Annotated in this window: 19 protein-coding genes and 1 tRNA gene; 5 read left to right on the plus strand and 15 right to left on the minus strand. The window is 70.5% G+C overall.

What is annotated here, in order from left to right; translation table 11 throughout:
• Positions 1–41: 41 nt before the first annotated feature.
• On the plus strand, positions 42–1,313 hold the full coding sequence (gene lat, locus FHR33_RS34540) for an L-lysine 6-transaminase (RefSeq protein ID WP_183656832.1): 1,272 nt from the start codon (positions 42–44) through the stop codon (positions 1,311–1,313).
• Between the two features lie 147 nt (positions 1,314–1,460).
• On the opposite strand, the gene FHR33_RS34545 is transcribed toward lat, so the two are convergent.
• Positions 1,461–1,667 (minus strand): helix-turn-helix domain-containing protein, encoded by a 207-nt coding sequence (locus tag FHR33_RS34545; RefSeq protein WP_183656834.1) that lies wholly within the window; start codon positions 1,665–1,667, stop codon positions 1,461–1,463.
• A 1,166-nt stretch (positions 1,668–2,833) separates the two neighbouring features.
• Between FHR33_RS34545 and FHR33_RS34550 the strand changes: the two genes are divergently transcribed.
• Positions 2,834–3,187: a hypothetical protein gene (locus FHR33_RS34550; RefSeq protein WP_183656836.1), complete on the plus strand. Its 354-nt coding sequence runs from the start codon at positions 2,834–2,836 to the stop codon at positions 3,185–3,187.
• Positions 3,188–3,472: 285 nt separating this feature from the next.
• On the opposite strand, the gene FHR33_RS34555 is transcribed toward FHR33_RS34550, so the two are convergent.
• From FHR33_RS34555 to FHR33_RS34590, 8 genes are all read right to left on the minus strand, one after another.
• Positions 3,473–3,982 carry a C40 family peptidase gene (locus FHR33_RS34555; RefSeq protein ID WP_183656838.1) on the minus strand — a complete coding sequence of 170 codons (510 nt, stop codon included), beginning with the start codon at positions 3,980–3,982 and terminating at the stop codon, positions 3,473–3,475.
• Between the two features lie 759 nt (positions 3,983–4,741).
• Positions 4,742–4,817 (minus strand) — tRNA-His (locus FHR33_RS34560).
• A 64-nt stretch (positions 4,818–4,881) separates the two neighbouring features.
• Positions 4,882–5,478: an oligoribonuclease gene (gene orn / locus FHR33_RS34565; protein ID WP_183656840.1), complete on the minus strand. Its 597-nt coding sequence runs from the start codon at positions 5,476–5,478 to the stop codon at positions 4,882–4,884.
• 72 nt (positions 5,479–5,550) lie between these two features.
• Complete coding sequence (locus FHR33_RS34570; protein ID WP_183656841.1) at positions 5,551–6,804, minus strand: DUF2510 domain-containing protein; 1,254 nt, start codon at positions 6,802–6,804, stop codon at positions 5,551–5,553.
• A 39-nt stretch (positions 6,805–6,843) separates the two neighbouring features.
• Positions 6,844–8,178 carry a protein kinase family protein gene (locus FHR33_RS34575; RefSeq protein WP_183656845.1) on the minus strand — a complete coding sequence of 445 codons (1,335 nt, stop codon included), beginning with the start codon at positions 8,176–8,178 and terminating at the stop codon, positions 6,844–6,846.
• Positions 8,179–8,202: 24 nt separating this feature from the next.
• Complete coding sequence (locus tag FHR33_RS34580) at positions 8,203–9,828, minus strand: serine/threonine-protein kinase (RefSeq protein WP_312895846.1); 1,626 nt, start codon at positions 9,826–9,828, stop codon at positions 8,203–8,205.
• Positions 9,829–9,913: 85 nt separating this feature from the next.
• Positions 9,914–12,253 carry a serine/threonine-protein kinase gene (locus FHR33_RS34585; RefSeq protein ID WP_221241373.1) on the minus strand — a complete coding sequence of 780 codons (2,340 nt, stop codon included), beginning with the start codon at positions 12,251–12,253 and terminating at the stop codon, positions 9,914–9,916.
• 65 nt (positions 12,254–12,318) lie between these two features.
• Complete coding sequence (locus tag FHR33_RS34590; RefSeq protein WP_183656850.1) at positions 12,319–12,954, minus strand: pyridoxamine 5'-phosphate oxidase family protein; 636 nt, start codon at positions 12,952–12,954, stop codon at positions 12,319–12,321.
• Between the two features lie 35 nt (positions 12,955–12,989).
• Between FHR33_RS34590 and pdxR the strand changes: the two genes are divergently transcribed.
• Entirely contained in the window at positions 12,990–14,408 is a 1,419-nt protein-coding gene (pdxR, locus tag FHR33_RS34595; protein WP_183656853.1) for a MocR-like pyridoxine biosynthesis transcription factor PdxR, read from the plus strand.
• Here the strand turns inward: pdxR and FHR33_RS34600 are convergent.
• From FHR33_RS34600 to FHR33_RS34610, 3 genes are all read right to left on the minus strand, one after another.
• A complete protein-coding gene (locus tag FHR33_RS34600) occupies positions 14,405–15,709 on the minus strand; it encodes a GH39 family glycosyl hydrolase (protein WP_312895847.1) in 1,305 nt (434 codons plus the stop codon). The genes pdxR and FHR33_RS34600 overlap by 4 nt on opposite strands.
• 181 nt (positions 15,710–15,890) lie before the next feature.
• Positions 15,891–16,643 (minus strand): SDR family oxidoreductase, encoded by a 753-nt coding sequence (locus FHR33_RS34605; protein ID WP_183656859.1) that lies wholly within the window; start codon positions 16,641–16,643, stop codon positions 15,891–15,893.
• 41 nt (positions 16,644–16,684) lie between these two features.
• Positions 16,685–17,716, minus strand: coding sequence for a phosphotransferase family protein (locus FHR33_RS34610; RefSeq protein ID WP_183656863.1), 1,032 nt, complete (start codon positions 17,714–17,716; stop codon positions 16,685–16,687).
• A 165-nt stretch (positions 17,717–17,881) separates the two neighbouring features.
• On the opposite strand from FHR33_RS34610, the gene FHR33_RS34615 reads away from it, so the two are divergent.
• Positions 17,882–18,964, plus strand: coding sequence for a GNAT family N-acetyltransferase (locus FHR33_RS34615; protein ID WP_183656866.1), 1,083 nt, complete (start codon positions 17,882–17,884; stop codon positions 18,962–18,964).
• The gene (locus FHR33_RS34620) at positions 18,961–20,076 is read left to right on the plus strand and encodes a DegT/DnrJ/EryC1/StrS family aminotransferase (RefSeq protein ID WP_183656869.1); all 1,116 of its coding nucleotides are present in this window, start codon (positions 18,961–18,963) and stop codon (positions 20,074–20,076) included. Before FHR33_RS34615 ends, FHR33_RS34620 begins: the two co-directional genes overlap by 4 nt.
• 13 nt (positions 20,077–20,089) lie before the next feature.
• Here the strand turns inward: FHR33_RS34620 and FHR33_RS34625 are convergent, their stop codons facing one another.
• Genes FHR33_RS34625 through FHR33_RS34635 form a run of 3 tightly spaced genes read right to left on the minus strand, consistent with a single transcriptional unit; the run spans position 20,090 to position 25,600 of the window.
• The gene (locus FHR33_RS34625; RefSeq protein ID WP_183656872.1) at positions 20,090–20,896 is read right to left on the minus strand and encodes an SDR family NAD(P)-dependent oxidoreductase; all 807 of its coding nucleotides are present in this window, start codon (positions 20,894–20,896) and stop codon (positions 20,090–20,092) included.
• Positions 20,897–20,946: 50 nt separating this feature from the next.
• On the minus strand, positions 20,947–22,134 hold the full coding sequence (locus FHR33_RS34630; protein WP_183660470.1) for a DUF418 domain-containing protein: 1,188 nt from the start codon (positions 22,132–22,134) through the stop codon (positions 20,947–20,949).
• A gap of 49 nt (positions 22,135–22,183) precedes the next feature.
• Positions 22,184–25,600: an ICP22 family protein gene (locus FHR33_RS34635; protein WP_183656875.1), complete on the minus strand. Its 3,417-nt coding sequence runs from the start codon at positions 25,598–25,600 to the stop codon at positions 22,184–22,186.
• Positions 25,601–25,625 lie beyond the last annotated feature (25 nt).

Genomic DNA, 25,625 nt, shown 5'->3' on the forward strand with positions numbered 1-25,625 from the left:
GGGGGAACGTATGTCGTGATCCGGCTCGAGGGGGAGAGGACATGGACGTACTCGAAAGGCTCGCCCGCCACCTGCTCGTCGATGGTTACCGGCTGGTGCTCGATCTCGACCGCAGCCAGGGCTCCTGGCTCGTCGACGCCCGCACCGGCCGCCGCTACCTGGACTTCTACACCTTCTTCGCCTCCGCCCCCCTGGGCGTGAACCCGCCGCTCGACCCCGCGCTGCTCGGCAGGGTCGCGCTGAACAAGCCCGCCAACCCCGACATGTACACCGAGGAGCTGGCCGGTTTCGTCGAGACCTTCAGCCGCGTGCTCGGTGATCCCGCCCTTCCCCACCTGTTCTTCGTGGAGGGTGGCGCGCTCGCGGTGGAGAACGCGCTCAAGACCGCCTTCGACTGGAAGAGCCGCCGCAACGAGGCCGCTGGCCGCTCGCCTGAGCTCGGCACCCGGGTCATGCACCTCACCAGGGCCTTCCACGGCCGCTCCGGCTACACCCTCTCGCTGACCAACACCGAGCCGCTCAAGACCGAGCGCTTCCCCGCCTTCGACTGGCCGCGCATCGAGGTGCCCGCGATCCACCACGGCGACGTGGAGGCGGCGGAGGAGCGGGCGCTCGCCCAGGCCAGGGCGGCCTTCGACCGCCATCCGCACGACATCGCCTGCTTCATCGCCGAGCCGATCCAGGGCGAGGGCGGCGACAACCACATGCGCCCCGAGTTCCTGCGCGCCATGCAGGACCTGTGCCACGAGCACGACGCTCTGTTCGTCCTCGACGAGGTGCAGACCGGTGCGGGCACCACCGGGACGCCATGGGCCTACCAGCAGCTCGGCCTCGAGCCGGACATCGTGGCCTTCGCCAAGAAGGTACAGGTCGGCGGCGTCATGGCGGGACGCCGCGTGGACCTCGTCCCCGACAACGTCTTCGAGGTCAGCGGGCGCATCAACTCCACGTGGGGCGGCGGGCTGGTCGACATGGTCCGCTCCCGCGGCCTGCTGGAGATCATCGAGCGCGACGCGCTCATCCCGCGCGTCGCCCAGGCGGGCGTCCAACTGCTCGAAGGGCTGGCCAAGCTCCAGGCCGAACGGCCCGAGCTGGTCTCCAACGTGCGGGGCAGGGGCTTCATGTGCGCCTTCGACCTGCCGGACACCGGCCGGAGGGGGGCGCTGATCACCCGGCTGCGCGAGGAGGAGGGCGTGCTGGTGCTGCCCTGCGGGGAGCGCTCGGTGCGCCTGAGGCCCGCGCTCAACATCGAGGACGCCGACCTCGAGCATGGTGTGGCGGCGCTGTCACGCGCACTGTCCCGCCCGCTGTGAAGCTCGCGCCCGCCCGCCGTACGTTCGTCCGTACGGCGGGCGGGCGCGCGTAGGACGGGCGATCTTCGTCCGTACGGCGGGCGCGTAGGACGGTGGATCTTCGTCCGTACGGCGGGCGGGCGCGCGTAGGACGGCGGGGCGCGACGGTCAGGTGTCGCGGTTGAGCCAGAGGCCGATCGCGGTCATGCGGCAGTCGGCACCCAGCTTGGCGTAGATGCGATTGACGTGGTTCTTGACTGTCTTCTCGCTGAGAAACAGCCGTTGTGCTATCTCGCCGTTGGACTGACCCGTCGCGATCAGATCCATCACCTCGGCCTCACGCTTGCTCAGGCGTGCTGCGTCTTCGACTCTCAATCCGGCCTCCGGAACAGCGAAGTCGGTCAGATCGCCGATTGGCCCCCGTGCTTCCGGCGTAAGCGGTTGACAGCGAGCATAACTCGCATTGTCCGGATTTGGGGCCAAAGTCACCAGAGAAAAGCGAAAGACCGGTCCTGTGGCCCGCCTGTCGCTATGGGATGAACAAGGACGATCAGCTCACCCTGCCACGGCGCTGCGGCTCGCGGCGTTCGCCTGCGCGCCGCCCTGGAACAACGCCGGATGGGCTCTGCACGGGCCATCGCCGGCAACCGGCGTGTGGAGCTGTTCCACGGGAGCGCGGCCAAGGTCGCAGAACGGGTCGCCGATCGGTACTGGCACCGCTACAGCGGCGACGCGGGCGCCAAGGGTCCACGCTTCTCCCCATGGGCCTGGGCCTGCATCGACGCCGGCCGGCGCGACCGGCGTGACCCGCGGCCAGATTGGCGCCGTCGTCGCCAGGCCACAGCCACTACCGGCGCAGATCCGAACCATGATCGCGAAATGTCGCTGGAGTACTGGCTCCCCTTCACCAGCTCAGCAATCACTGGCGACATGGATCCCTCGGCCTGCCGGTGCCCCGGCGAGAGCATACTCGAACGTCTTGAAACTGGAGCCGGACACTGTGGACAGCCCCTGATCGGGCCAGTTCGGCATATCCACACAGAAGGTCCGCGACGTCACGGAGTGTCACTCGGGGACCAGGCCTCGGCGAGCAGACCCGGCGGCCGCCTCCAGCGGCTCCCGATCCGGCAGGCAATGGCGAGTAGGTCCGGCGGCGCCTGGCGCGGCGGCAGATCGTCACCGGTCGTCATGCCGGGCTCGTCATGCCCGGCTGCACGGCCAATCTCGCCCGTCCGCCGTGACATTATCTGCCGGTTCTTCCCGGCAATTCCGATGATTTCTGTCTTGTAAGGCTTCCGTGCGAGGCCAGGGATGCCCCAAGTAGTCAACTCTCTGCCAGCGGGGAGCCAGCATTCCGGCGACCTCTACCTAAGGTGGAGTTTTCTGGGGCCCAAGGGAGGCAAAACGAACAACGACCCTTTCTCGAATGCGAGTAAGGAATGTCCTTCATACACAAATTTTTCGGCTCGCGGTTCGGAGGAAGAGCCCGTGGGACTACCGAAAGAATACTGACCTTTGGTTCGGGGAGGGCGGGACTCTGCTTGAAAGCTGGCGACGAATGGCACATTATGATTGCCGAGCGCTTTGGTGCTCTGCCAGAAACAACTGACGGCAGCGGTAATCCGCAGGCCATCTCAACGGAGGACACAATCATGCTTCGTCGCATTTTCGTCGGTGCAGCGATCGCCAGCACCATCTTCGCCGGCACGAGCGCCGCTTACGCGGACTACAACAAGCCGGAGAAGGACAAGGAGGTTGAGTGCAACCAGACCAACTCGAACGGCGGCCTCGTTCCCATCCTCAACCAGCTGCTCAACCTGAACAACAGCCCGGTCAACGTCAACGTCCTGGGGATCCAGAACCAGCAGTTCGAGTGGTGCGAGGACCAGGACTAGTCTGACGCTCGTTGAACGCGAGAATGTTCTGACACTTATCCGTCCCATTGAAACGAATTGCAATCCCCCTCCTGGCGCAGTTCTTTCGGGTGTCAGTTAGGCGGCCCGCTTCTCCAGAGCGGGCCGTGCATCGCGGCTCAGCATGGCACGAGGCTGGACCCGCCGTTCAGAACGGCACACGCCTGGGCACCCAGGCAGTTCAGGTGACGACGACCAACGCTCTGGAGCGATTCGTCGTCACCTGAACCGGTAGGTCAGCGTGTCCGTCCCGCTCGGGAACCCCGGTCATCCGGTAGCGGCCTCAGAGGTCGTCGGAGCCGTCTCAGCGGGGCGGACCGCCCCCATGTATCCGCGCCTGACCAGCGGCGCGAAGGTCACGAACCCGCCCGTGGACGACGCGTGAACGATCCGCTCCCCGTCGACGGCGATGCCCACGTGCTCGGGGCCCGGTGACACCGGATTGCTGTCATAAAAGACGAGATCTCCCGGTCGCACCTGCCCCTCGGGGACCGGCCATCCGTTTCGCCACTGACCGCGCGCCGTGCGCTTGATGCGCACCCCGGCCCGCGCCCACGCGTATTGTGTGAGCCCCGAGCAGTCGAAACCGACCGTTGTGGCGCCGCGCCCGATTCCGAAACTCGGGCCGTTCGCCCCGCCGCCGCCCCACGAATATGGGACTCCGCGCATTTCCAGTGCGGCGTTCAGCGCCCGCTCCCCGGCATTCACGCTCTCGTACCCGCTTCCCATGCAGCAGAAAAGCAAGACGGCGGCCAGCGCTGGTCTTTTCCTGGTCATCTGTTCACCACGCGATCCTTCTCCCGTGAAAGCCCTACTGCGTAACCCTCACATGCGACACGCGGGGCGTTTGTCGCCAGCAGTCGGATAATTGACGAGAGAATGCGCGTTTCAGTGGCGGCTTGGCGTGCGCGGGGGGTCGTCGCGGCGCGTTCCTGGCCGCCGGGAAGCAACTGGTTGACTTTTTCAGAGACACTCGAGGCTCGCGACGAATGACCATGCAATCGAGCAGGCGGATACGTTATTTTTTTCCTGTCCACCGAAGGGACGGCAGCCTTGCCCGTTTGATTTCAACGGGCAAGGCTCCTGTCCCTTGCTCCTCCCCGGAGCGACACGGCACCCGACGCAGTCCTCGGCGAGGCTCCCGCTTTCAGCTGGTACGGCCGGCTCGCAGTAGGGCCGGCTCGCAGTACGGCCGGCTCGCAGTACGGCCGGCTCGCAGTACGGCCGGCTCGCAGTACGGCCGGTCCGCAGTACGGCCGGTCCGCAGTACGGCCGGTCCGCAGTACGGCCGGTCCGCAGTACGGCCGGTCCGCAGTACGGCCGGTCCGCAGTACGGCCGGTCCGCAGTACGGCCGGCACGGGGACCCCTTCGAGTTGTGCGTGGCGAAGAACAACGGGAGCGTCCGCTCGACGAGTGGAGGCGACCGCGAGGGCCGCCCGACGACGATGTGGAGGCCGGTCCGCTCCCGCCTCTGGGACACCCGGTCACGCAGAAGGCCCGATCACCGGAGTGATCGGGCCTTCTGGCATTTCACCTGGGGTGAGTGAGGGGACTTGAACCCCCGACATCCAGGACCACAACCTGGCGCTCTGCCAACTGAGCTACACCCACCAAGCTCGCGCCGCCGCAGCAGCACATGGAAAAGTGTAGCGGTCTTCGCGACCCTTTGCGCCACTCAGTTACGCGACACACCGTCAGCGAGGGTTCGGGCGGTGGCCGAGTCGGGCCCCGGCTGCGGCACGAACACCGTGGCGCGGTAGTAGCGCAGCTCGCGGACGCTCTCGGTGATGTCGGCAAGAGCCCTGTGCCCGCCCTGCTTCTCGGGCGCGGCGAAGTAGACGCGGGGGAACCAGCGGCGCACGAGCTCCTTGATGGAGGAGACGTCGATCATCCGGTAGTGCAGGTAGGCGTCGACGGCAGGCATGTCGCGGGAGAGGAACGTGCGGTCGGTGCCGATCGAGTTGCCGCACAGCGGCGCCTTCTTCGGCTCAGGGATGTGACCGCGGATGTAGTCGAGCACCAGCGACTCGGCCTCGGCGAGCGTCACGCCCTCGCCGAGCTCGGGCAGCAGCCCTGAGGCGGTGTGCATCTCGCGCACCACCTCCGACATCTGCTCGAGCGCCTCGGACGGTGGCTTGATGACCACGTCGACGCCTTCGTCCAGCTGCCGCAGCTCGCTGTCGGTGACGACGCAGGCGACCTCGATGAGCGCGTCGCGCCCCAGGTCGAGCCCGGTCATCTCGCAGTCGATCCAGACCAGCAAGTCACTCATACGATCAATCTCCTCGCCCAGCGGCTCGGAGCTATCCGCCGCTCGCTCATTAACCCCAGCCTAGTGCCCTGGTCAGGACAGCTTGAGAGAGTTCAGCACCTGAGTGACGAGACCAGTGTCCAGGTTGTCGGGAACCGAAGCGTACAGCAGCGCGGGGCGCTTGCCCTCGCCTCTGTCGACGACCACGACCGCGCCCCGCTCCTTCTTCCACTGGTAGCCGTTCTTCTCCGACTCGGCGGTGAAGTCCAGCTCGTACTCCAGCACCCAGCCCTTGTGGCCGTCGACCGTGATGGCCTTGTCCTGGAGGATCTTGCGCTCGTGCTTGATGGGGTAGAAGCGGGCGAAGTCGATGAAGACGGTGGCGACGGTGCCACGCAGGCCCTGCACGCCTTCGTAGGGGTAGATCGGGTTGAGCTCGCCCGTGTAGATGCTGCCGGTCCAGGTGCTCTCGCCGTCGTACTTCTCGTGCGAGACGGCCGACGTCCCTGCCGACCACTGCTGCATGTTGGGGTCGGGCGCGTTGATCTCGGCGGACTTGGGGACCTCCCACGGGTCGCCTGGAGCGGCGAAGGACAGGCCGGTCCTGGGATCGGTGATGCGGCCGCCCGAGGCGGGGGGCAGCTCGGCGCCGGGGCTCTGCGGCGTCTGCGTGGGCGACTCGCTGGGCGTCGTCGGGCTCGGCGAGGGGGCCGGCTCGCTCTGGCTGGCGCTCGGGACCGGCTCGGGGGTCGGCTGGGCCGTCGTCCCGCTGCTCCTGTTGACGAGGAAGATCGCCGCTCCGGCGATCAGCGCGAGCACCAGGACCACGCCGATCCCGCCGAGTACCCACGGCAGCGCGCCGCCGCCCGACTTGGGCGGCTGGCCGAAGTCGGGCCTGGGCATCTGCGCGGTTCCGCCGCCCCACGGCTGCCGGCCGTACTGCTGGGTGGGGGCGGCAGGCCAGCCGCCGCCCTGCGGCTCCGGCCCCTGCGCCCAGCCTCCGCCGGGCGCGGGGTGCTGCCCCTGCGCCGGGTACGGCTGCGAGGGGGCGGCGTTGCCCCCGTGGTACGGCGTGCTCCCCACCACGGGTGCGTGCGGCTGGTGCGGGGAGCCCGCCTGCGGAGGCCCCGCCTGAGGCGCCCCTCCCTGAGGCGACCCTCCCTGAGGAAAGCCTGCCTGAGGAGACCCCGGGGGCGGTCCTGCCTGCGGAGGCGTGGACTGCTGGGCGCCTGACGGCCGCTGCTCCATCGGGTGCGTGGCGTCGGTCCACTGGGCCCCGTCCCACCACCGAAGCTGCGGCGAGCCGTAGGGGTCGGGGTACCAGCCTGCGGGGGTCTGCGTGGTCATGGCCGCCAGACTAATAACAACCGCTTTGTCGTGGGTAGATCAGCACTTATAGGTGAATGTCGCTTTGTCCTCGATCTTCTGTCCCTGGGGGATGGGTGACAGGACGCGTAGGCGCGCCGTGAGCTTGGCGGTGGCCTCGCCCTTCACCGTCCACCTCAGCTGCACCGTGTGGGTGGTCTTGCCCGAGGGCACGGTCTCGGTCTGCTCGATGGGCTCCTTCCTGTCGCTGCGCAGCCACTGGAAGGTGACCCTGCCCGCCTCGCCGTTCGTGACCAGGCTCCCCGTGATCGTGGCGGTTTTGCGGCAGCCCAGCGTCTTGGGCGCGCTCACCGTCGCCGCCCGCACGACCAGATCGGGTGAGGAGCGCACCGAGAGCCACGCCAGCACCGCGCCTGCGATGACCAGCGCGAACACCGCGGCGGAGACGACCGCCCTGCGGCGCCTGGCTCTGCCGGCCTTCTTCGCGCGCATGCCGTAGCGGGCGGGACCTCCGGGTCTCGAGCCGTCCCTCCAGATCTTCTCCGCCGTGGTCTCGCCGTGGGCGGCGGGAGTGACGCCAGGGCCGAAGTGCACGGGCTCCTGCGTGGGGCCAGGGACCCTCAGCATCGTGGCGATCTCGCCCTCGTCCCTGACCTGAGGGCCCGCGCCGCCAGGCGAGGCGGGCGGCGACCAGCGGCGGGCGGTCTCGGCGAGCAGGTCGCGGCTGATGAGGCCGCCGGGCAGCGCCTCGCGTCCGGCCAGCAGGCCGTCCCTGGCCGCGGGCAGACCGCGGGTGGTGGCGGTGACCGCCGCCCGCTCGAACAGCTCCGCCGCGCCCCGCGCGCCCGAGGCCCAGGTGGCGGCGAGCCCTCTGGCCAGCGCCGCCCAGGCCGTGACGTCCCGTTCGGGAGCGGGCGGTAACCCTCTGACCGCGTCGGCTAGGCCGCGCTCGCTCAGCAGGGTGGCCCCGTCCTCGGCGACCAGCACTGTGCCCGGGTGGAAGGAGCCGTGGGCCAGCCCCGCCGCGTGCAGGGCGGCGAGCGTCTGCGCGCTCTCCACCAGCACCGCCGCGGCGCTGGCGGGGTCCATGGCGGGCGCGCTCAGCAGCTCCGACAGCGTGGGGGAGACCGCGTGGGCGGCAAGCAGCCACACCTCTTCCCCCGCCGTCACCAGGTCGGCGATCGGCACCAGCCCTGACATGCCGCTCTCCGCCAGCCTGCGGTCGACGATCACGGCCTGGACGAGGCGCTCACGCGCGCCCGGCGTGAGCAGAAGCCCGGGATCGAAGCGCAGGGCGCCCGCCCTGCGCCCGTCTGGCCCCGTCGCCTCGACCCACGTGCCCAGCTCCGTCGCCCTGATCCTGTCGGAGAGCAGGAATCCGGCGATCATGCTCATGAATCCCCCGGTCGCTCGCCCCCGCTAGCTCTTTCTCCTGTGCCGCCCCGCGACGCGGCGTTTCACCGCCAGTGTGACCGGTACCGCGCCAGACGTCACCAGTCCGAGCGCGAGCAGAGCGGCGGGCGCCTTCGCGATCACCTCCGCGGGGCTCTCGGTGACCCTCGGCCCGTCGGTGTCCGTCGAGGTCGGCTCGCCCGGCGACTCCGGGTCAGGGGTCTCCCGCGGCGTCTCGGAGGAGCGCGTCTCCGAGGGGCTCGGCGGGGGCGGAGGGGGAGGCGGAGGCGCCGCGGTCGTCGCGGACTGCGAGGGCCTGCTGGACGGCGGCGGCGCGTCGTTGTCCGCCTTGCCGCGCAACGAGGCGTCGGGCGTAGGCGTGGGAGACGGTGTCCTGGTCGCCTTCGGCCGCGGCGGCGCGGGAGAGGCCCTGATCGGCCGCTTCGACGGCGTGGGCGTGGGCGTGGCGGTCGGCGCGACCGCGGCCACCGTCGGTGTAGGCGTGGTCGTGGTGGTGGGTGCCGCCTCGGCGGTCGGCTCGTCCTCCGTGGGTTCCTCCGAAGCCGACTCCGAAGCCGACTCCGACGGCGAGGGCGCCTCGATCAGCGAGGTCGGGGCGCTCGGTGTCGCGGGCGAGGTCTGTGCCCGCAGCGCGGGGTCGTCCTCGCCCGAGGTGAGCAGCACCGTGGTGACCGTGCCGATCACCGCGACCAGCCCGATGCCGACCATCACCTTCACGCCCAGCTTGGCCAGCAGGCGCTGAGGCTCGGCGAACGTCGTCTCCGCCAGCGACGTGCCGGTGTCGGCAGGCGCGTCCGGCGCCTCGGGGAAGAGCACGAGCAGCAGCCCGGCCAGGCGGGCCAGCCGCCGCCTGCCCCGCTCCTCCCAGTCGGGACCGAAGGCTCGCGCCGCCACGCTCTCCAGCTCGGCGAGGAAGGCCTCGGCCGAGGGCGGCCGCTCCATCGGATGCTTGGACAGGCCCCTCTCGACGAGGGGCTGCAGCGCCTCCGGAACCTCTTCGATCGGCGGCGGCGTGGCGTGGTGCTGCCTGGCCAGCGCGGGAACCGTCGCGGCGCGGAAGGGCCGCATGCCGGTGAGGCACTCGAAGAAGACGATCGTCGCGGAGTAGACGTCGCCAGCCGCAGTGGCGGGGCCGCCCGACCACTGCTCAGGTGCCATGTAGGCGGGCGTGCCCGCGGCGTTGACACCCTCGCCCTGCCGGACGGCGATGCCGAAGTCGACGAGCTTGCTGCTGCCGTCGCCCTGGACCATCACGTTCTCGGGCTTGAAGTCGCGGTGGACCACGCCGATCGCGTGCGCCGCCGCCAGGCCCTGCAGCGCGCCCTTGAGCACGACCAGAGCGGCCTCGGGACCCGTCGGCCCCTCGGAGTCGAGCAGGGCGCGCAGGGAGACGCCGTCGATCAGCTCCATGATGATCGCCGCGCCCTGGCCGTCCTCGACGTACCCGATCAGGCGGACGTTGTGCGGACTGCGCATGCTGCCGAGCAGCCGCGCCTCGTGCCTGAACCTGGCCACGAAGCCGACGTCGTCGCGCAGGCTGTCGGACAGGTACTTGATCGCGACCTCGACGCCGTCGTGCTCGCGCCGAGCCAGGACCACCCGTCCTGACGCGCCGGTGCCAAGCTCACGCACCTCGGTATAACCGGGGACCCCCCACCGGTCCATCAGACCACCTCGGATCTATCTGGGCCCCCACCCGTATCAGACGGAGCGTAGCTTAACGGCCCAGACCAAGATCAGGGGTGGAATTGTCGGTATCTGGCCGCTGATCGTCCGGTTTTGGACTCTCGGTCTCGGTCTGCGGGCGGCACGCCGGGGTCTTCCCGCCTGCCGAGTCGCTCCCGTTGGCCGCCGCGGGGCTGGTGGAGGCCGTCACGCCCCACGCCGATCCGCACGGCGTCCCCGCGAAGGTGAAGCTGACGGTCCTGGTGTAGGCGGTCTGTCCCGACAGGTCGAGCGACTCGGTGTGCTGGGCACCTCCCGCGAGGGTGAAGGTCACGCTGAGCCGTACCGGCTGGGTGCCGGTGGCGGTGACGCTCACCACGGCCGTGGCGCGGCCCCTGGCGTTGAGCGAGGCGCGGGCGACGGAGACCTGCCGCACCGCGGCCTCGCACGGCACCGCGGCACTGGCGGTGGCCTGCCTGCCGCCCGCCCTCACGGTGACCGTCACCGTGCCGCCGCACGGGCGCCGGGCGAAGGTGTGGGTGACGTCCTTGGCGTAGGCGTCGCGGCCGGACAGCGAGGCGGAGGTGGTGGACACCCGCTCGCCGTTGAGCGCGAAGGCGGCCCGCAAGCCGACCGCGCCGGTGCCGTTCGTCGCCACGGAGACCCGCGCGGTCACGGCCCTGCCCGGCGCCTCGGCCATGTCGAGCGAGACACGCAGCCCCGTGACGTCCGTGGGGCAGGCGGGGACGGCCGCGCTGACCCTCGTCCGGCCGCCGGGAGCGGCGGGCGAGGTGGACACCGTGAGCCTGACGGTCTTGCCGCACGCGCCCTCGCCGAGGTTGTGGCTGAAGGTGCGGGTGTAGGACAGGGCGCCGCGCACCTGGCTGGTCGCGGTGCGCACGACCTGGCCGTCCACCGAGAAGCGCGCGATGATCGTGACGGCTCCCGCGCCGCTGGTGCGGAGGGAGACGGTGGCCGAGGAGAGGAAGCCGGCGTCGACCGTCAGCTTTCCGACGTTCAGCGCCGACACCGCGGTCGGCGGCTTGGGCGTGGGTGTGGGGGTCGGTGTGGGCGTGGGCGTGCGTGTGGGAGTCGGGGTGGGGGTCGGGGTGGGCTTCGGCGTCGGGGGCTTGGCCGTCGGGGTGGTCTCGGGGTCCGGGTTCGGAGCCTCGCTCGTCGCGGGGTCCGGGTCGGGGGAGCCGCTCGCCTCACCGCCCGCCTCGCCCGTGGGCTCGCCTGTGGGCTCGTCCGTGGGCGCCCCGCCCTGCTCCCCGGCGCCACCACCCGTCTCGGAGATCTCGGAGGGCAGCGAGGCGGGGCTGGGAAGCTCGGGGGAGAGGGACGGCGCGGCCGCCACCGTGTCGACCGTCGTGGCGGGCGGCTGCTGCGCGCCGGCCAGCACGTACAGCGTGGCCCCTGCGGCGACCACCGCCGCCGCGCCGCCCACCAGCAGCCGCCTGCTGTTGCGCCGCGCGGCGTCGAAGACCGTGCGGAAGAACGTCGAGCCCGCGGCGGGAGGAGGCGCTTGCGGCAGCGGCAGCAGGAAGGCCAGCATGGCCACGAGCGCGGCCAGCCGCCGCCTGCCCCGCTCCTCCCACTCCTCGCCGTAGGCCGCCACCGCGGCCTCCTCCACCTCGGTCACGAACGCCGCCGCGCTCGTAGGGCGCTCGGCAGGATCCTTGGCTAGGCCGCGCCCGATCAGCTCCCGCATCTCCTCCGGCGCGTCATGGACGGGGACAGGCGCGTGCAGGTGCTGGTAGCCCAGCACGTGCGACTCCGTCGAGCGGTAGGGCCTGTGTCCTGTCAGGCACTCGAAGAAGACGACCGTGGCCGCGTAGACGTCGGTCGCGGGGGAGGCGGGCTCGCCTGACCACAGCTCGGGCGCCATGTACGGAGGGGTGCCCGTGGCCCTGGTCGCCGTGCCCTGCCGTACGGCGATGCCGAAGTCGACGAGCTTGCTGACCCCGTCGTCCCTGACGATCACGTTCTCGGGCTTGTAGTCCCTGTGGACCAGCTGCGCGGCGTGCGCCCGCTCCAGGCCCAGCAGCGAGCCCTTGAGCACGACGAGCGCCGCCTCGGGGCCCGTCGTGCCGTTCTCGCGCAGCAGCGCGCGCAGGGAGACGCCGTTGACGAGCTCCATGACGATCGCGGCGCCCTCTGGCTCCTGGACGTACTCCCACATCCTGGCGATGTGCGGGTCCACCAGGGTGGTCAGGAGCTCCGCCTCGGCCCTGAAGGCGGCCAGCGCCCCTGGCTCCCGCCGTACGCGCTCGGACAGGTACTTGATCGCGACGTCGGCGCCCGTGTCGTCGTGCACGGCGAGGACGACCCTGCCGCTGCCGCCCGAGCCGAGCTGACGCACCTCGGTGTAGCCGGGGACGCTCCATTCCATGGCGCTCTCCCATCAGGAGTGTGGCCCACCTGATGAGACGACTGAACTGGCGTCCTGGTTTGCTGTCAACGGTCCCTAATGTGAGCGGGTGTCGCTGTGTCTCCTGCGAGCACGGGATCGGGCACCGGCGCGCCCCACGACGAGACCACCGGCAGGACCCCCGCCCAGACAGGAAGCGCGTAGTCCTCCTCCTCGTCCTCCGGCGCACCCGAGCGCACCTTCACCGACGCCTCCTCCAGCGACAGGGCCAGCACCGCCGTGGCCGCCAGCTCCTTGCGGGTGGGCCGCCTGGCGTAGTCCCACTGTCCCGGCGCCAGCTGCTCGGTCAGCGCGCGCAGCCCGTCCATGCGCTCCTGCTCGTCGGTGACCAGCCTGGCCTCGCCGTAGACGACGGCCGAGCGGTAGTTGACGGAGTGGTTGAAGACCGAGCGCGCCAGCACGATGCCGTCGAGATGGGTGACCGTCACGCAGACCTGCTGACCCTGCCCCGCGCGCAGCGACCGGGCGCCGGTGGAGCCGTGGAGGTAGAGCGTGTCGCCGATGCGGCCGTAACCTGTCGGCACCACCATGGGGTGACCGTCGACCACCACGCCCAGATGGCAGATGAGCCCGCTGTCGAGCACCTCGTAGAGGTCGTTCCTGTCGGTGCTGCCGCGGTGCTTCTCACGGCCGAGCGTCGTGCGGGGTGTGGTGGAGAGCATGCTGTCACGGTATTGAGATAGTGGACCTGTCGTTAATGTCCACTAATAACCGCTTCTTGGGGACCACTTCCTTGCGCACGCTCATCGACCTGCCCATCTCCCTGTCGAGAGACGCGGCGCTGCCGCTCTCGGTCCAGTTGGGCGACTGGCTGCGGGGGGCCATGCGGGCGGGCGCGCTCACCGCGGGGACCCGCCTGCCGTCCTCGCGCGGGCTCGCCGCGCAGCTCGGCGTCAGCCGGACGGTGGTCACGGAGGCCTACCAGCAGCTCTACGCCGAGGGATGGCTGGAGGGCAGGCACGGCTCGGGCACCTTCGTGGCCGACCTGTCGGCCGACGCCGCGCCGCGCGCCCCGCAGGAGCTCCCCCCGCCCGAGACCAGGCAGGTACGGCAGGCGCCGCTGATCGACCTCACCCCAGGGAAGCCGTGGGTGCGGGACTACGACGTGGCGGCATGGAAGCGGGCCTGGCGGAAGGCCGCCGACCTGCTGCCCGGCGGCGATCCCGACCCGTACGGCCTGCCGTCCCTGCGCGAGCTGCTCGCCGAGCACCTGCGCAGGTCCAGGGCGATCGCGGTGGGCCCGGAGAACATCCTGGTCACCAGGGGCACGGGCAACGGCCTCGACCTGGTCGCCCTGGCCCTGCTCGGCCCCGGCGCGAGGGCCGGGGTCGAGGACCCCGGCTACCGCGTCGCCCGCAACGCCTTCGCGGCCAGGGGCGCCACGATCGTGCCGTGCCCCGTGGACGAGGACGGCGTCATCGTGTCGGGGCTCCCCTCCGACCTGCGCGTCCTCTACACCACCCCCGCCCACCAGTACCCGATGGGCGGCCGCCTGCCCATCCCGCGCAGGGAGCGGCTGCTGGCATGGGCGCGGCGCACGGGGGCCATGGTGGTCGAGGACGACTACGACGCCGAGTTCCGCTACGACGTGGCTCCGCTGCCCGCCCTCTACGGCCTCGACCCTACGCGCGTCGTGCTCCTCGGCACGCTGTCGAAGGCGCTGGCCCCCGACGTCGGCGTCGGCTGGCTGGTGGGCGAGCCCGCGCTGCTGGGCAGGATCGCCGAGATCCGTCAGAACCTGTCCGACCGCACCAGCGGCCCTGTCCAGCAGGCGGTCGCGACCCTGCTGGAGCGCGGTGACCTCGACAGGCACCTGCGCAGGATGCGGCTGGAGTACGCCCGCCGCCGCGCGGCCGTGGTCGAGATCCTCGGCCCTGTCTGCCGCCTGCGCGGCGACACCGCAGGGCTGCACGTCCTGGCCGAGCTGCCGCCGTCCGTGGTGGAGGAGATCGTCGCCGCCGCCGCCTCCCGTGGTGTCCTGCTGGACACCACCGTCCGTCACCACCACGCCGAATCCCACGTCCACGGCCTGGTCATCGGGTACGGCTCGGCCTCGCTGCCCGAGGTGCGGCGCGGCTGCCGGATCCTCGCCGAGCTCGTCGCCCGCGCCCGCTAGGCGGGGCCCCGCTGGCTCCACTTGATCTCGTACGCCTTGAACGTGAAGGGCTTGCCGTCGACCGTCGCCGTCAGCTCGGCGTCGGTGGTGTTGACCATCACCATCTGGTTCGGCTGGGCCAGCACCCGCACCTTCGGGTCGCTGGTGGTCACCTGCTCCAGCTTCGCGTTGGTGGGGAACCACTTGACGAACCCGCTGAGCAGCCCCGCCATCGGCATCTCGTCGCCGCGCCCCGGCACCCACACGCAGCCGTGGCACTCGCCGGCGGGCTTCTTCTGGGGGTTCCAGTACAGGGCGGTGGTGACGCCGCTCCTGGCGAACTCCATCATCGCAGTGGCCTGCACCGCGGCGACCTTCTCCTCGCTCCACCCGGTGTTCTCGGGCTCGACGTAGTACTCGGCCCACCACACGGGCAGGTCGCCGCTCTTCTGGCGCAGCCACGTCGTGATCGCGGAGAACTTCGCCGTCGCGCCGAACTCGTCGGGCAGCGGCTGCTCCTGCTCCTTGGTCATCGTGGCGCCGTCGACGACGACGAACTCGGCGCCCTTCTTGTGCTTGATCCAGTACTCGATCGCGTCGAGCACCCGCTGGTCGACCACGCCCCACGGCCCGCTGACCTCCGAGGTGCCGATCCTGGGATCGTGGTGGTCGATCGGCACGTAGGGGCCGCCCACCTTGATCTCGGGGTTCACCTTCTTGAGCGCGTCGTAGACCTTGTTGTAGAGCTCGGTGTAGGCCTCGGCGTCCCACCTGTTGGCGGCCTGGTTCCAGAAGCCCTTGAACTCGTTCCACACCATGAAGTGCTTCACGGTCGGATAGCGCTTGGCGACGGTCGCGGCCAGCTTGGCGTAGTCGTCGAAGTGCTCGCGCCTGGGCGCGGTGGTGTGGTTCTTGGACCAGTCGGTACGGCCCGCGGTGCCGCCCTTCATCCAGTCGGGCGCGCAGCACAGTGTGATGACGGGGATCGAGCGCGAGTCCGACATCATCTTCATGCGGCGGTCGAGATCGCGGAAGTCGTACCTGCCGGGGCTCGGCTCGGGGTTGCCCGCGCCCCAGCCCATGATGTGCTGGTTCTGCAGCATCGGCTCACGGGCCAGGATGCCGACGGCGGCCTCCCTGACCTCCGGGGTGTCCTGGTCGGCGCTGTACTGCGTGTGGGTGACCCCCCAGCGCGGCCAGTCCTCGGTCGCGGGCGGGGCGCTCAGGCTGGGCGCGGCCTGCGTGGGCGGGATCGTGGCCTGCTCGCCCGCGGAGCTGTTCCTGGTGCCCGCGTAGATCATGATGCCGGCGACGAGAGCCACCGCGACGATCCCGGCTGCCAGAGCGATCGGCCAGGGGGAACGCCTGTGCGCGTGTCGGCCGTTCGTCGGTATCACCGGGATCCTCCTGCACCGTTCCACATGACGAAGCCGGGTCATAGAGCCCGGCGTCACTCCAAGGTAACCGCCGGGGTTGCAGGACGCTTGAATCTTCCACTAAGGATTAGCTGGGATTCGGCGGCCGCTGTCCTCCTGCCGGCCCGGGCACGCCAGCATAACGGTAGGGGACAGGTGCCCGACCAGGCTGAACGACCAGCAGCGTGCCCGGCTCCTCGGTGTAGAAGGCGGACTCCACGGCGCCCGCGACGTCCTCGGCGGTCAGCAGAGGGAAGCCCGCGCCGACGAACATCTCGCGCTGCGAGGCGACCAGAGGGGTGTCGGTGAAACCGGGGCAGACGGCGCCGATCCTGATGCCGTCGCGGGCCAGCGGAGCCGCCAGCGCCCTGACCAGACCGACGACGGCGTGCTTGCTCATCGTGTAGATCGGATCGCCGTCGAAGCCGACCAGGCCCGCGAGGGAGGCCGTGACGACGATCGCGCCACCGCCCGCCCTCCTGAGCAGCGGCAAGGTGGCGGCGACGCCGAAGACGACGCCGTCGACGTTGACGCCCATGGCGATGCGGTACTGCTCGAGGTCGAAGTCGGCCAGGTCCACGCCGCTGGAGATGCCCGCGTTGAGGTGGACCAGGTCGAGCCTGCCGTACCTCTCCTCGGCCAGCTCGGCCGCGCGCAGCGAGGTGTCGCGCTCGGTGACGTCACCGGCCAGCCAGACGCCGCCGACCTCCTTGGCCATGCGCTCGACGCCCGCTTCGTCGCGGTCGAGGAGCACGCAGCGCGCCCCGCCCGCCGCCATCCTGCGAGCGACGGCGGCGCCGATGCCGCTGGCCGCTCCGGTGATGAGAACCACACTGCTCATCGGGTCACTCCTTGTGGGTCGTCCGCTGCCGCGGAGGAGGGTCAGGCGGGGCCGTCGTCGAGCGTGCGGTGCGCGCGGGCGAGCAGGGTGGGCACGGCGGCTCCGATGCGCTCGAACCCGTCACCCACGGTCTTACCCTGCCTGAACCTGGCGTGGATGCCCTCCACGATGACGGCGAGCTTGAAGTTGCCGAAGGCCACGTAGAAGTCGAGGTCGCCGAGGTCCCTGCCGGAGACCTTGGCGTAGTGGGCGGCGAACTCGGCGGCGTTCAGGAAACCGGGGGCGAGCGTGACGTCGCCTGCCACGGGGATCGACGCGCGCTCCTCGTCTCCTGGGTCGTGCCAGTAGGTCAGCGTGAGGCCGAGATCGGCCAGGGGGTCGCCCAGCGTGGACATCTCCCAGTCGACGACCGCGAGGATCTCGGGAGGATCGGGCCTGACGAGCGTGTTGTCGAGCCGGTAGTCACCGTGCACCAGCGCGGCGGCGGAGGCGGAGGGCAGGCGGGCGCGCAACCTGGCGACCAGCGCGTCGTAGGCGGGCTCATGACGGTCGGCCGACCGTTCCCACTGCTGGCACCAGCGCTCCAGCTGGCGCGTCATGTACCCGTCCGGGCGGCCGAAGTCGCCCAGCCCGGCCGCGCGGTAGTCCACGGCGTGGATCTCGGCCAGCACCTCGGCCAGGCGCTGCGACAGCCGCCGCGTCTCCTCGGGCCCCGGGGTGGACAGTTCCTGCCTGTTGCGGACGGCGGCGCCCTCGACGTACCCCATGAGGTAGAACGGGGCGCCGATCACCTCCTCCTCGGCACAGAAGGCCACCGGCTCGGGGACCGGCACGGGGGTGCCGTGCAGGGCGGAGATCACGCGCCACTCGCGGCGCATGTCGTGCGCGGTGGGCAGCACGTGGCCGAGCGGAGGGCGGCGAAGGACCACGCTCCGCCGCGCCGTCTCCACCAGATACGTGAGGTTCGATCTGCCACCGGAGATCAGCGACACCGAGACCGGCTCGCCCGCCGAGGGGACATGCTCGCCCATCCACGCGACCAGCCGCGGCCAGTCAATGCCAGGTACCGTCATGGGACCCCATTAGAACTCGATTCGGTTCTCGCTGCCAAAAATTAGAGTTCCCTAAATTTGCACCGCATCGTGATCCCCCACCTCCATCCATCCTTTAACGTTGCTGTACATCGCCGTTTCCATGCTGACCGGCGATCGGGGAACCGCACACCCCAGTAGGAGCTCATGCGCATCACACTTGTACAACCCCGTGACCTGGGGCAGCCGGAAGTGACCCGGTGGCGGGCGTTGCAGGAGGCGGACGCCGCGTTCGACAATCCCTTCCTCTCGCCCGAGTTCACGATCACGGTAGGCGAGTTGCGCGAGCAGACCCGCGTGGCCGTCGTCGAGGACGGCGGCGAGCTGGTGGGCTTCTTCCCCTTCGAGCGCCATCCCCTCGGCATCGGCAAGCCGGTGGCCGCGGGGCTGACCGACGCCCAGGGTCTGGTCCACGCCAAGGACGCGGAGATCGACCCGCAGGCCCTGATCAGGGCCTGCGGCCTCAGCGTCTTCGAGTTCGACCACCTGGTGGCGGGGCAGCCCCTGCTGGCCGAGCGGCACACCCTCTACCCCTCGCCGATCATCGACCTGAGCGACGGCTGGGCCGCCTACACCGAGTTCCTCAAGGCCAACTCCGGCAAGACGTACAAGAGCACGCTGGCCAAGTCGCGCAAGCTGCAGCGCGACGTGGGCCCGCTGCGCCACGACTACGCCACCACCGACCCCGAGCCGCTGCGCGCGCTGCTGGGGTGGAAGACCGACCAGTACCGCCGCACCGGCCGCACCGACAGGTTCGCCATCAGGTGGATCGTCGAGCTGGTCGAGCGCCTGCTGGCCACCCAGACCGAAAGCTTCGCCGGCGTGCTCGACATGGTCCACGTCGACGGCGCCCCGGTGGCGGGCCACTTCGGCCTGCGCACCCGCACCACGCTGGTCGGCTGGTTCCCCGCCTACGACACCGCCTACGCGAAGTTCTCCCCAGGGCTGATCCACCACCTAGCGATGGCCGAGGCCGCCTCGGCCGCCGGCATCCAGATGATCGACATGGGCAGGGGAGACAAGGAGTACAAGGAGAAGCTCAAGACGGGCGAGCTCCAGGTCGCCGAGGGACGGGTGGCCAGGGCCAGCGCGGGCGCGGGCGTCCACTGGATGCTCAGGGTCCCCGTGCGCAAGGCGCGTGGCGCGGTCATGGCCAACCCGTTGCTGCTCAAGACGGCCGACAGGGCGCTGAAGACCTACGGCCGGCTCCGCACGGCGTTGTCGGCGTGAGCCCAGAACGGGCGTTCGCGGCACGCACCGGCTGTCACTGCCTGCTGCTTCCCTCCAACAGGCTCGGGCTCTACCTCGCGCTACGCCATTTCTGTTCGCCTGGGCAGCGGCTGCTCATGTCGCCGATCTCGGCAGACGAGATCCTCTTCCTGGTGCTCGCGGCGGGCCTGCGCCCGGTCATCGCGCCGGTGTCGCGCCGTACCGGCAACATCGACCCCTCACTGGTCGATCTCTCCACCGTCGACGCCGTCCTGACCACCAACCTGTACGGCCTGCCCGACGACGTCGAGGCGTTCGCCGGCAAGGTCCTCATCGAGGACGTCGCCCACGCGATGGAGACCACGGTGGCGGGCCGCCCGCTCGGCACGTTCGGCCAGGCGGCGGTCTTCAGCCTGTCCAAGCACCCAGGCGCGGGCTCGGGCGGCGTGCTCGCCCTCCAGGACGCCGCCGCCGCCAAGGCGGTGAAGCAGGACCTCGAGCGGCTGCTGCGGCCCGGCGCGCTGCGCGCCGAGCTGCTGAGCGTGGCCACCTCGATGGCGCGTCAGGTGGCGCTGCGCCTCGACCTGGTCCGTCCCGCGCTCGCGCTCGCGCGCCTGCTCGGCATGGAGGAGGAACGCGAGGGCTACCGCATCAAGCTCCGCGCCGCCGAGCTGGCCGCCGCCACGGCCCAGGCGCCCTCGCTGCCGCCCTTCGACCCATGGGTCCGCGCCGACCTGCACTCCTACAGGACCGCCAAGGGCCCCCTCGCCCGCTGGTACCAGTCACGCAGGGTGGCCAAGGTCGAGGGCGAGAGGCCCAGGCGGCTGCAGGGCGTGCGAAGCCTCGCCGCGCTGCCCAGCGTGGCGGAGGGCGTGCTCGACCAGCTGGACCAGCCGCTGTTCAGGGTGCCGCTGCTGGTGAAGGAGCGCGACCGGGCCATCGCCGCCCTCGAAAGGCGTGGCGTGGCCACCGGCTATCTGTACGACCCGCCCTACGACGACTACGCGCCCTCCTTCACCCAGCCCTCACCCTCGCCCTCCGCGGCCAGGTGGTGGGCGGGGCACGTGCTGCCCGTCGATCCGGTCTACGCCCACAGGGCGCTGCCGGTCCTGAAGGAGCTCACCCCCGCCTGACGGCCTCCGACGCTCAGATGCCCTTGAGGAACCCGCCGTCGACCGCGAACTCCGAGCCCGTCGTGCTCGCCGAGCGCGGCGAGGCCAGCAGGGCGATCACGTCGGCGACCTCCTGCGGCTCGACCAGCCGTCCGGTGGACAGGTTCATCATCTGCGGTGCCACCGTGTCCATCACGCTGTCCCTGTCGGAGCCCGTGGCCCCCGCGAGGATGTCGGCCGCGCCGCCCTCCTCGGTCCACCAGGCCGTCCTGACGGGGCCGGGGCTGACGGTGTTGACCCTGATGCCCTGCGGCGCGTACTCCTCCGACAGCGCCTTGGAGACGTTCAGCAGGGCCGCCTTCGCCGCCTGGTAGTCCACGTTCATCGGGCCGGGCTGGCGGACCATGCCGGTGGTGACGTTGACGATCGACCCGCCGCCGCGCGCCAGCAGGTGCGGGATGGCCGCCCGTACGGCCCGCACGACCGCGAACAGGTTGAACTCGAACATCGTCAGCCAGTCGGCGTCCGTCGGGGTGAGGAAGGCGAAGCGGGGCAGCTTCACGCCGGGCGGAGGGCCACCGGCGTTGTTCACGAGGATGTCGAGCCCGCCGTAGACCTCCACGGCGCGCTCCACCGCCGCCGCCGGGCCCTCGGGGTCCATCAGGTCCACGGCGGCGTGCGTGAGCCTCGGCCCCGCCAGCGCGTCGAGCTCAGGGCTGCTCTTGCGCGAGACGGCCACGACGGCGGCGCCCTCCTCCAGCAGGGTGGCGACGGTGGCGAGACCGATCCCCTTCGAGGCGCCGGTGACGACCGCGACGCGGCCGGAAAGCTGCAGGTCCATGGGAGAGCCTTTCAGTGTGTGCTGTGTGCACCTCTGAAACACCGCTCGCCTCAGGTCGGTTGCACCTGTTTCGCCGGAAGCCGCCCATGGGTGAGCGCCCTGAGGAACCACTCGACGGGGCCGTAGCGATGGCGGCGCAGCCACCAGTGGCTGAAGGCGGCCTGCGCGGCGAAGACGGCGAGCGCGACGAGCAGCTCGAGCGGCGGGCTCACCTTGTCCACGAGCGCCAGGCCGTACCCCGTGAAGATCAGCGAGCAGATCAGCGACTGGCCGAGGTAGTTGGTCAGCGCCATGCGCCCAGGGGGCGCGAGCATCCGGCCGAGCGGCGTGATCCTGGGCAGCAGGCGCAGGAGGGTGGCGGCGTAGGCGGCGGCCAGCAGCGGCGCCGTGACCAGGTCGACCGCCTGGCCCAGCAGGCGCAGCACGACGCCCGAGCCGCTCCACGCCGAGTAGGAGTGGAGCGCCTGTCCCGCGATGCCCACCGTGAAGCCCGCCCACTGCAGCGTGCGCAGCATCCGCGGGTCGGGTCGCTTCAGCGTCGCCCGCTTGCCGAGGGCCAGCCCCACCAGACACGCCGCCAGGACGGCGGGCACCTGGAACAGCACCCGCAGCACGACGATGACCGACAGCTCGTGCAGGTGCTCACTGACGATCGTGGCGGGCCCGCCGCGCAGCAGGATGTCCGCGCCGAGAGCCTGTGCCAGGCCGCCCGACGTGGCGCCGGGCACCCGCAGACCCAGCACGGCGGCCCCCGCGGCGGCGACGAAGGCCAGAGCGAGCACCGCGGTCAGCGCGACGGCCAGCATCAGGGCCGCCTTCGGGGTGATTCCGCGCAGCACCAGCAGCGCGAGCCCGACCACCGCGTAGGTGGTGAGGATGTCGCCGGGGAAGAGGAACACCGCGTGCGCGAGCCCGAGCAGGAACAGCCCCGCCAGCCGCCGCAGGAACATCGGCACGAACGCCGCGCCGCGTCTGGCGGCCGAGTCGAGCTGGAGGGTGAAGCTGTAGCCGAACAGGAAGGAGAACAGCAGGTAGAACTTGTTCTCCATGAACATGGTCACGAACCAGCGCACGCCCCAGTCGAGCCCGCTGTCGAACCCGGGCTCGGGCAGCCCGCTCATGCGGTAGCCCGAGGCGAGGAAGGCGATGTTGACCATCAGGATGCCGAGGAGGGCGAAGCCCCGCAGCGCGTCCACTGCGGCGATCCTGTCCTCGGGGGCGCGGGATGGTGACCACATCAAGAGGACATCATCCCGCACCCTGAGTGTTTCCTGTGACTTTCGCGACCTACTGGAACATGTTCAGACCGATGTAGAGGAAGCGCTCCACGATCACACCGACCGCGAGCAGGAAGGCGGGCACCGCCACCATCAGCAAGCGCCTGCGGGCCCTCGGCGCCTTGTTCCTGCCGTGCAGGCGGATCACCTCGTAGGCGAAGAGCGTCAGCCAGGTGACGCCGAGCGCGAGGACGCCGACCAGGTCCCACGGTGAGCCAGGATCACCCGGACCGCCGCTGACGTAGCGAGGGTCGGGGATCTCGGAGCCCTTGACGAACTTCTTCCACGTGTAGAGCGCCGCGTCGTCGTTGGAGTAAACCTTCTTGATCTCCTTGGACCTGTCGAGGGCGGCGACGAACCTGTCGTACCAGTCGGCGGGGAAGCCCTCGTTCAGCTGGAGATAGGCGGCCTGACCCCGCGTGACGGCGAGGAAGGTGTTGCGCTCGCCGGCCTTGAGCGTCGCGACCGCGTGGGTGATGTTGGCGGGGTCCTTGTGGACCAGCGCCTGCTGCGTGAAGTCGACCTTCTCGAAGTCCTTCTCGCCCCACGGCAGGATCGGCGTCGTTTCCGGGCCCACCTTGGGCACCAGGTAGAGCACTCTCGCGCTCGGCTTGTCGTGCGCGTAGACGTAGCGCATCGCGGCGACCTCGCCCGTGGTCACCCGCTCGAACTTCTCGTTGCCGTAGCGGGCGACGAGGAAGGCCATCGACAGCGCGAGCGCGACACACGCGGCCAGGACGATCGAGACGATCTTGGTGACCCGCGGGTTGAACCTGACGTTGCGCTGGCGGAAGGGGACCGTCTCCTCGCTGGCGTCCTCGCTGTCGGCCGGCAGGTTGGGGAAGAAGGCGTAGGCGGCCAGCAGGCAGGCGCCGGGCAGCATGAACATGTAGACCCGCAGGCCCATCTCGCCGCCGTAGCTCTGCAGGCCCATGGCCAGCACGGGGACGCACAGCAGCACCAGCGCGGCCCTGTCGAAGACGCCGCGCCGCAGCCGCCTGAGCAGTCCCACGGCGGCCAGCAGCAGGACCGTGGCGCAGATGCCGAGACGCGTCTGCAGCACCAGGGCGTGGATCGGGTCGCTGCCCTGGATACGGTCGCCGGTGCCGCGCTGGAGGTTCTCCAGCAGCCTGCCGATGCCGCCGAAGATGGACTCCATGTTGCCCTGCCAGAACCCCACGGTCTGGTAGCTGATCCACGCCAGCACCACCAGCCCGAAGAAGAACGGCAGCGCCCACGTCAGGGAGGTCCGCTTGACCAGCAGGAAGGCGGTCAGGACGCCCAGCATCATGAAGGGCGTGATCTGGTGCGAGGCCGTCGCGGCGAACAGCAGCGCGATCAGCATCAGCAGCATCAGCAGCTTGTCGGCCCTGAAGGTGCCGGTGATGGCCAGCTCGCCCGGCAGCATCGAGTCGAGCCTGGCCAGCAGTTTGCGGACGCGGCCCTTGTCGGGCATCGGCTTCGTGCGCGGATCGACCTTGCCGAACCAGCGCAGCAGGATCGCCACGAACGCCAGGTAGAGGGCGAAGGTGAAGCCCTGAGGGGAGAAGTAGTCCTGGCCGATCCACTGCACGAGGATGAACAGCAGCGCGGCGAACCACCTGGCCCGCGTGGTCGCCACCACCTGGCGCAGGATGAGCACGAACGGCAGCAGGTAGAGCAGGTTCGACAGCAGCGGCGTCCAGTTGAGGATCGTCGTGAAGTCGGTGATGCCCGCGGCCTTGCCCACGAAGGCGAACAGCGCGAAGAAGCCGGGCCACGCCATGCGGGCGTCGAGCATCGGCGCGGTCTCGCCGGTTCTCGAGATGAAGTCGACGAAGCCCGCGTGCACGTAGGCGGTGGGGAAGCGCGGCACGTCGGCCACGATCGCCCCCGCTCCATGAAGGGCGAAGGTGATCGCGGCGATCTGGAACAGCAGCAGGAACTTGCGGTCGGTGCTCTGGGTGACCGTGACGAAGAACGAGACGATCATGATGACGATCGCGAAGAACGCGCTCAGCGGCATCGCGGAGATCAGCCCGAGGCCGCCGATGTCGGCGGGGTCCACCCCGCGCAGCGGGCCGGGGGAGACTCGCAGCGCCAGGACGTACATGAGCAGGCCCTCGAGGACCAGCACGACAGGTAGCCAGCGCGGCGCCCCTCGCACCAGCGACGCCAGGCGCGTCTGCTTCCCCTGGGGCGCGGCCTGCTGCGGCCCCCTGGCGGGTACGGCGGGCGCCTCGGGGGCGTGACCGACCTTCACGGAGGCGGAGGGCAGCCGGAGCGCGACAGTGGTGTCAGCGACTCCCGGCGCCTCCTCGGCCTTGTCCTCGTCGCCTGTGGTGCTGCCGGCCTTCGGCGGCGTGGGAAGGCGTACGGCCGTGGTGATCTCCGTGACGTCCTCACCCGCGGCCGAGAAGTCGGGCAGACGCAGCGCGGGGTTGGTGTCCTCGTCGTCCACCTCGTACGACGCGCCGACTGCGGGCTTCTCCCCGCTCTCGGACGCTTCCTCGGCGGGCTCGGCGGGCTCGGCGGGCTCGGCGGGCTCGGCGGGCTCGGACTCTTTCTCGGCGGGCTCGGTGTGCTCCCGTGCGGCCGAGTCGGAGGCCGGCTCAGCGGTCAGGGGCCGGCTCGGAGGGAAGGCCAGCTCGGTCGTCTCGGCCTCGGCATAGGTCGTCCCGGCAGCCTGCGGCTCATCCGTCGTGGAGTCCGCCTCGGGGTGGTCCGGTGAGGAGTCAGCCTCGGGCTCCTCCAGTGAGAAGGCTGCCTCCTCCGAGGTGGAAGCCGCCTCTGGCTCACGTGTGGAGGAGGTCGCTTCGGGCTCATCCGGTGAGGAGGACGCTTCGGCCGGGTCGGGGGCCGCTTCGGCGGCCGTCTCGGGCTCGTTCGCAGCTGAGGTCTCCGCCGTCGCCTCGGACCCGGCCGGACTCTCGGCCAGACCCTCGTCCGAGCCGACCGAATCCTCGCCCTGCTCGGCAGGGTCCTCGGTCGGGTCGGCTGAATCCTCGGGCGGCGCTTCCGGGCCGGAGCTCTCGGAGGCGCCGGGGCGGGCCTCGTCGGAGGCCACCGGCTCAGAGCCCGTCGCCTCAGGACCTGTCTCGTCAGAGCCGGTCTCCGAGGCTTCGGTCTCCGCGGATTCGGTCTCCGCGGATTCGGTCTCCGCGGTGCCGGTCTCCGTAGTGCCGGTCTCCGTGGTGCCGGTCTCCTCGGAGTCCGTCGCGTCGGAGTCCGGCCGCTCGGAACCGGGTGCGTCCTGGTCGGTCGCGGCGGAGCCGGACTCTTCCTCGTCGGCGCTGGTGCTGGGGTCGGCCCCGGTGCCCACGGGCAGTGTGATCTTCGGGATCACACCGGTGGCTTCGGGGTCGAAGTCGGGGTCCACAGGCTCCTCGACCTCCTCCACATCCGAAGCACTGGAAGCCTCGGACGTGCCCGTCGTCTCCGTTGTCATCTCATCGCCCGCCGGTTGCCTCACG

The organism is Nonomuraea dietziae (assembly GCF_014195505.1).
Taxonomy (GTDB): Bacteria; Actinomycetota; Actinomycetes; order Streptosporangiales; family Streptosporangiaceae; genus Nonomuraea; species Nonomuraea roseola.

Coding starts and splice junctions, on each gene's coding strand:
- lat (WP_183656832.1), top strand. CDS start 42: ATGGACGTACTCGAAAGGCTCGCCCGCCACCTGCTCGTCGATGGTTAC.
- FHR33_RS34555 (WP_183656838.1), bottom strand. CDS start 3,982: ATGACCAGGAAAAGACCAGCGCTGGCCGCCGTCTTGCTTTTCTGCTGC.
- orn (WP_183656840.1), bottom strand. CDS start 5,478: ATGAGTGACTTGCTGGTCTGGATCGACTGCGAGATGACCGGGCTCGAC.
- FHR33_RS34570 (WP_183656841.1), bottom strand. CDS start 6,804: ATGACCACGCAGACCCCCGCAGGCTGGTACCCCGACCCCTACGGCTCG.
- FHR33_RS34575 (WP_183656845.1), bottom strand. CDS start 8,178: ATGAGCATGATCGCCGGATTCCTGCTCTCCGACAGGATCAGGGCGACG.
- FHR33_RS34585 (WP_221241373.1), bottom strand. CDS start 12,253: ATGGAATGGAGCGTCCCCGGCTACACCGAGGTGCGTCAGCTCGGCTCG.
- FHR33_RS34590 (WP_183656850.1), bottom strand. CDS start 12,954: ATGCTCTCCACCACACCCCGCACGACGCTCGGCCGTGAGAAGCACCGC.
- pdxR (WP_183656853.1), top strand. CDS start 12,990: ATGTCCACTAATAACCGCTTCTTGGGGACCACTTCCTTGCGCACGCTC.
- FHR33_RS34605 (WP_183656859.1), bottom strand. CDS start 16,643: ATGAGCAGTGTGGTTCTCATCACCGGAGCGGCCAGCGGCATCGGCGCC.
- FHR33_RS34610 (WP_183656863.1), bottom strand. CDS start 17,716: ATGACGGTACCTGGCATTGACTGGCCGCGGCTGGTCGCGTGGATGGGC.
- FHR33_RS34615 (WP_183656866.1), top strand. CDS start 17,882: ATGCGCATCACACTTGTACAACCCCGTGACCTGGGGCAGCCGGAAGTG.
- FHR33_RS34625 (WP_183656872.1), bottom strand. CDS start 20,896: ATGGACCTGCAGCTTTCCGGCCGCGTCGCGGTCGTCACCGGCGCCTCG.
- FHR33_RS34630 (WP_183660470.1), bottom strand. CDS start 22,134: ATGTGGTCACCATCCCGCGCCCCCGAGGACAGGATCGCCGCAGTGGAC.
- FHR33_RS34635 (WP_183656875.1), bottom strand. CDS start 25,600: ATGACAACGGAGACGACGGGCACGTCCGAGGCTTCCAGTGCTTCGGAT.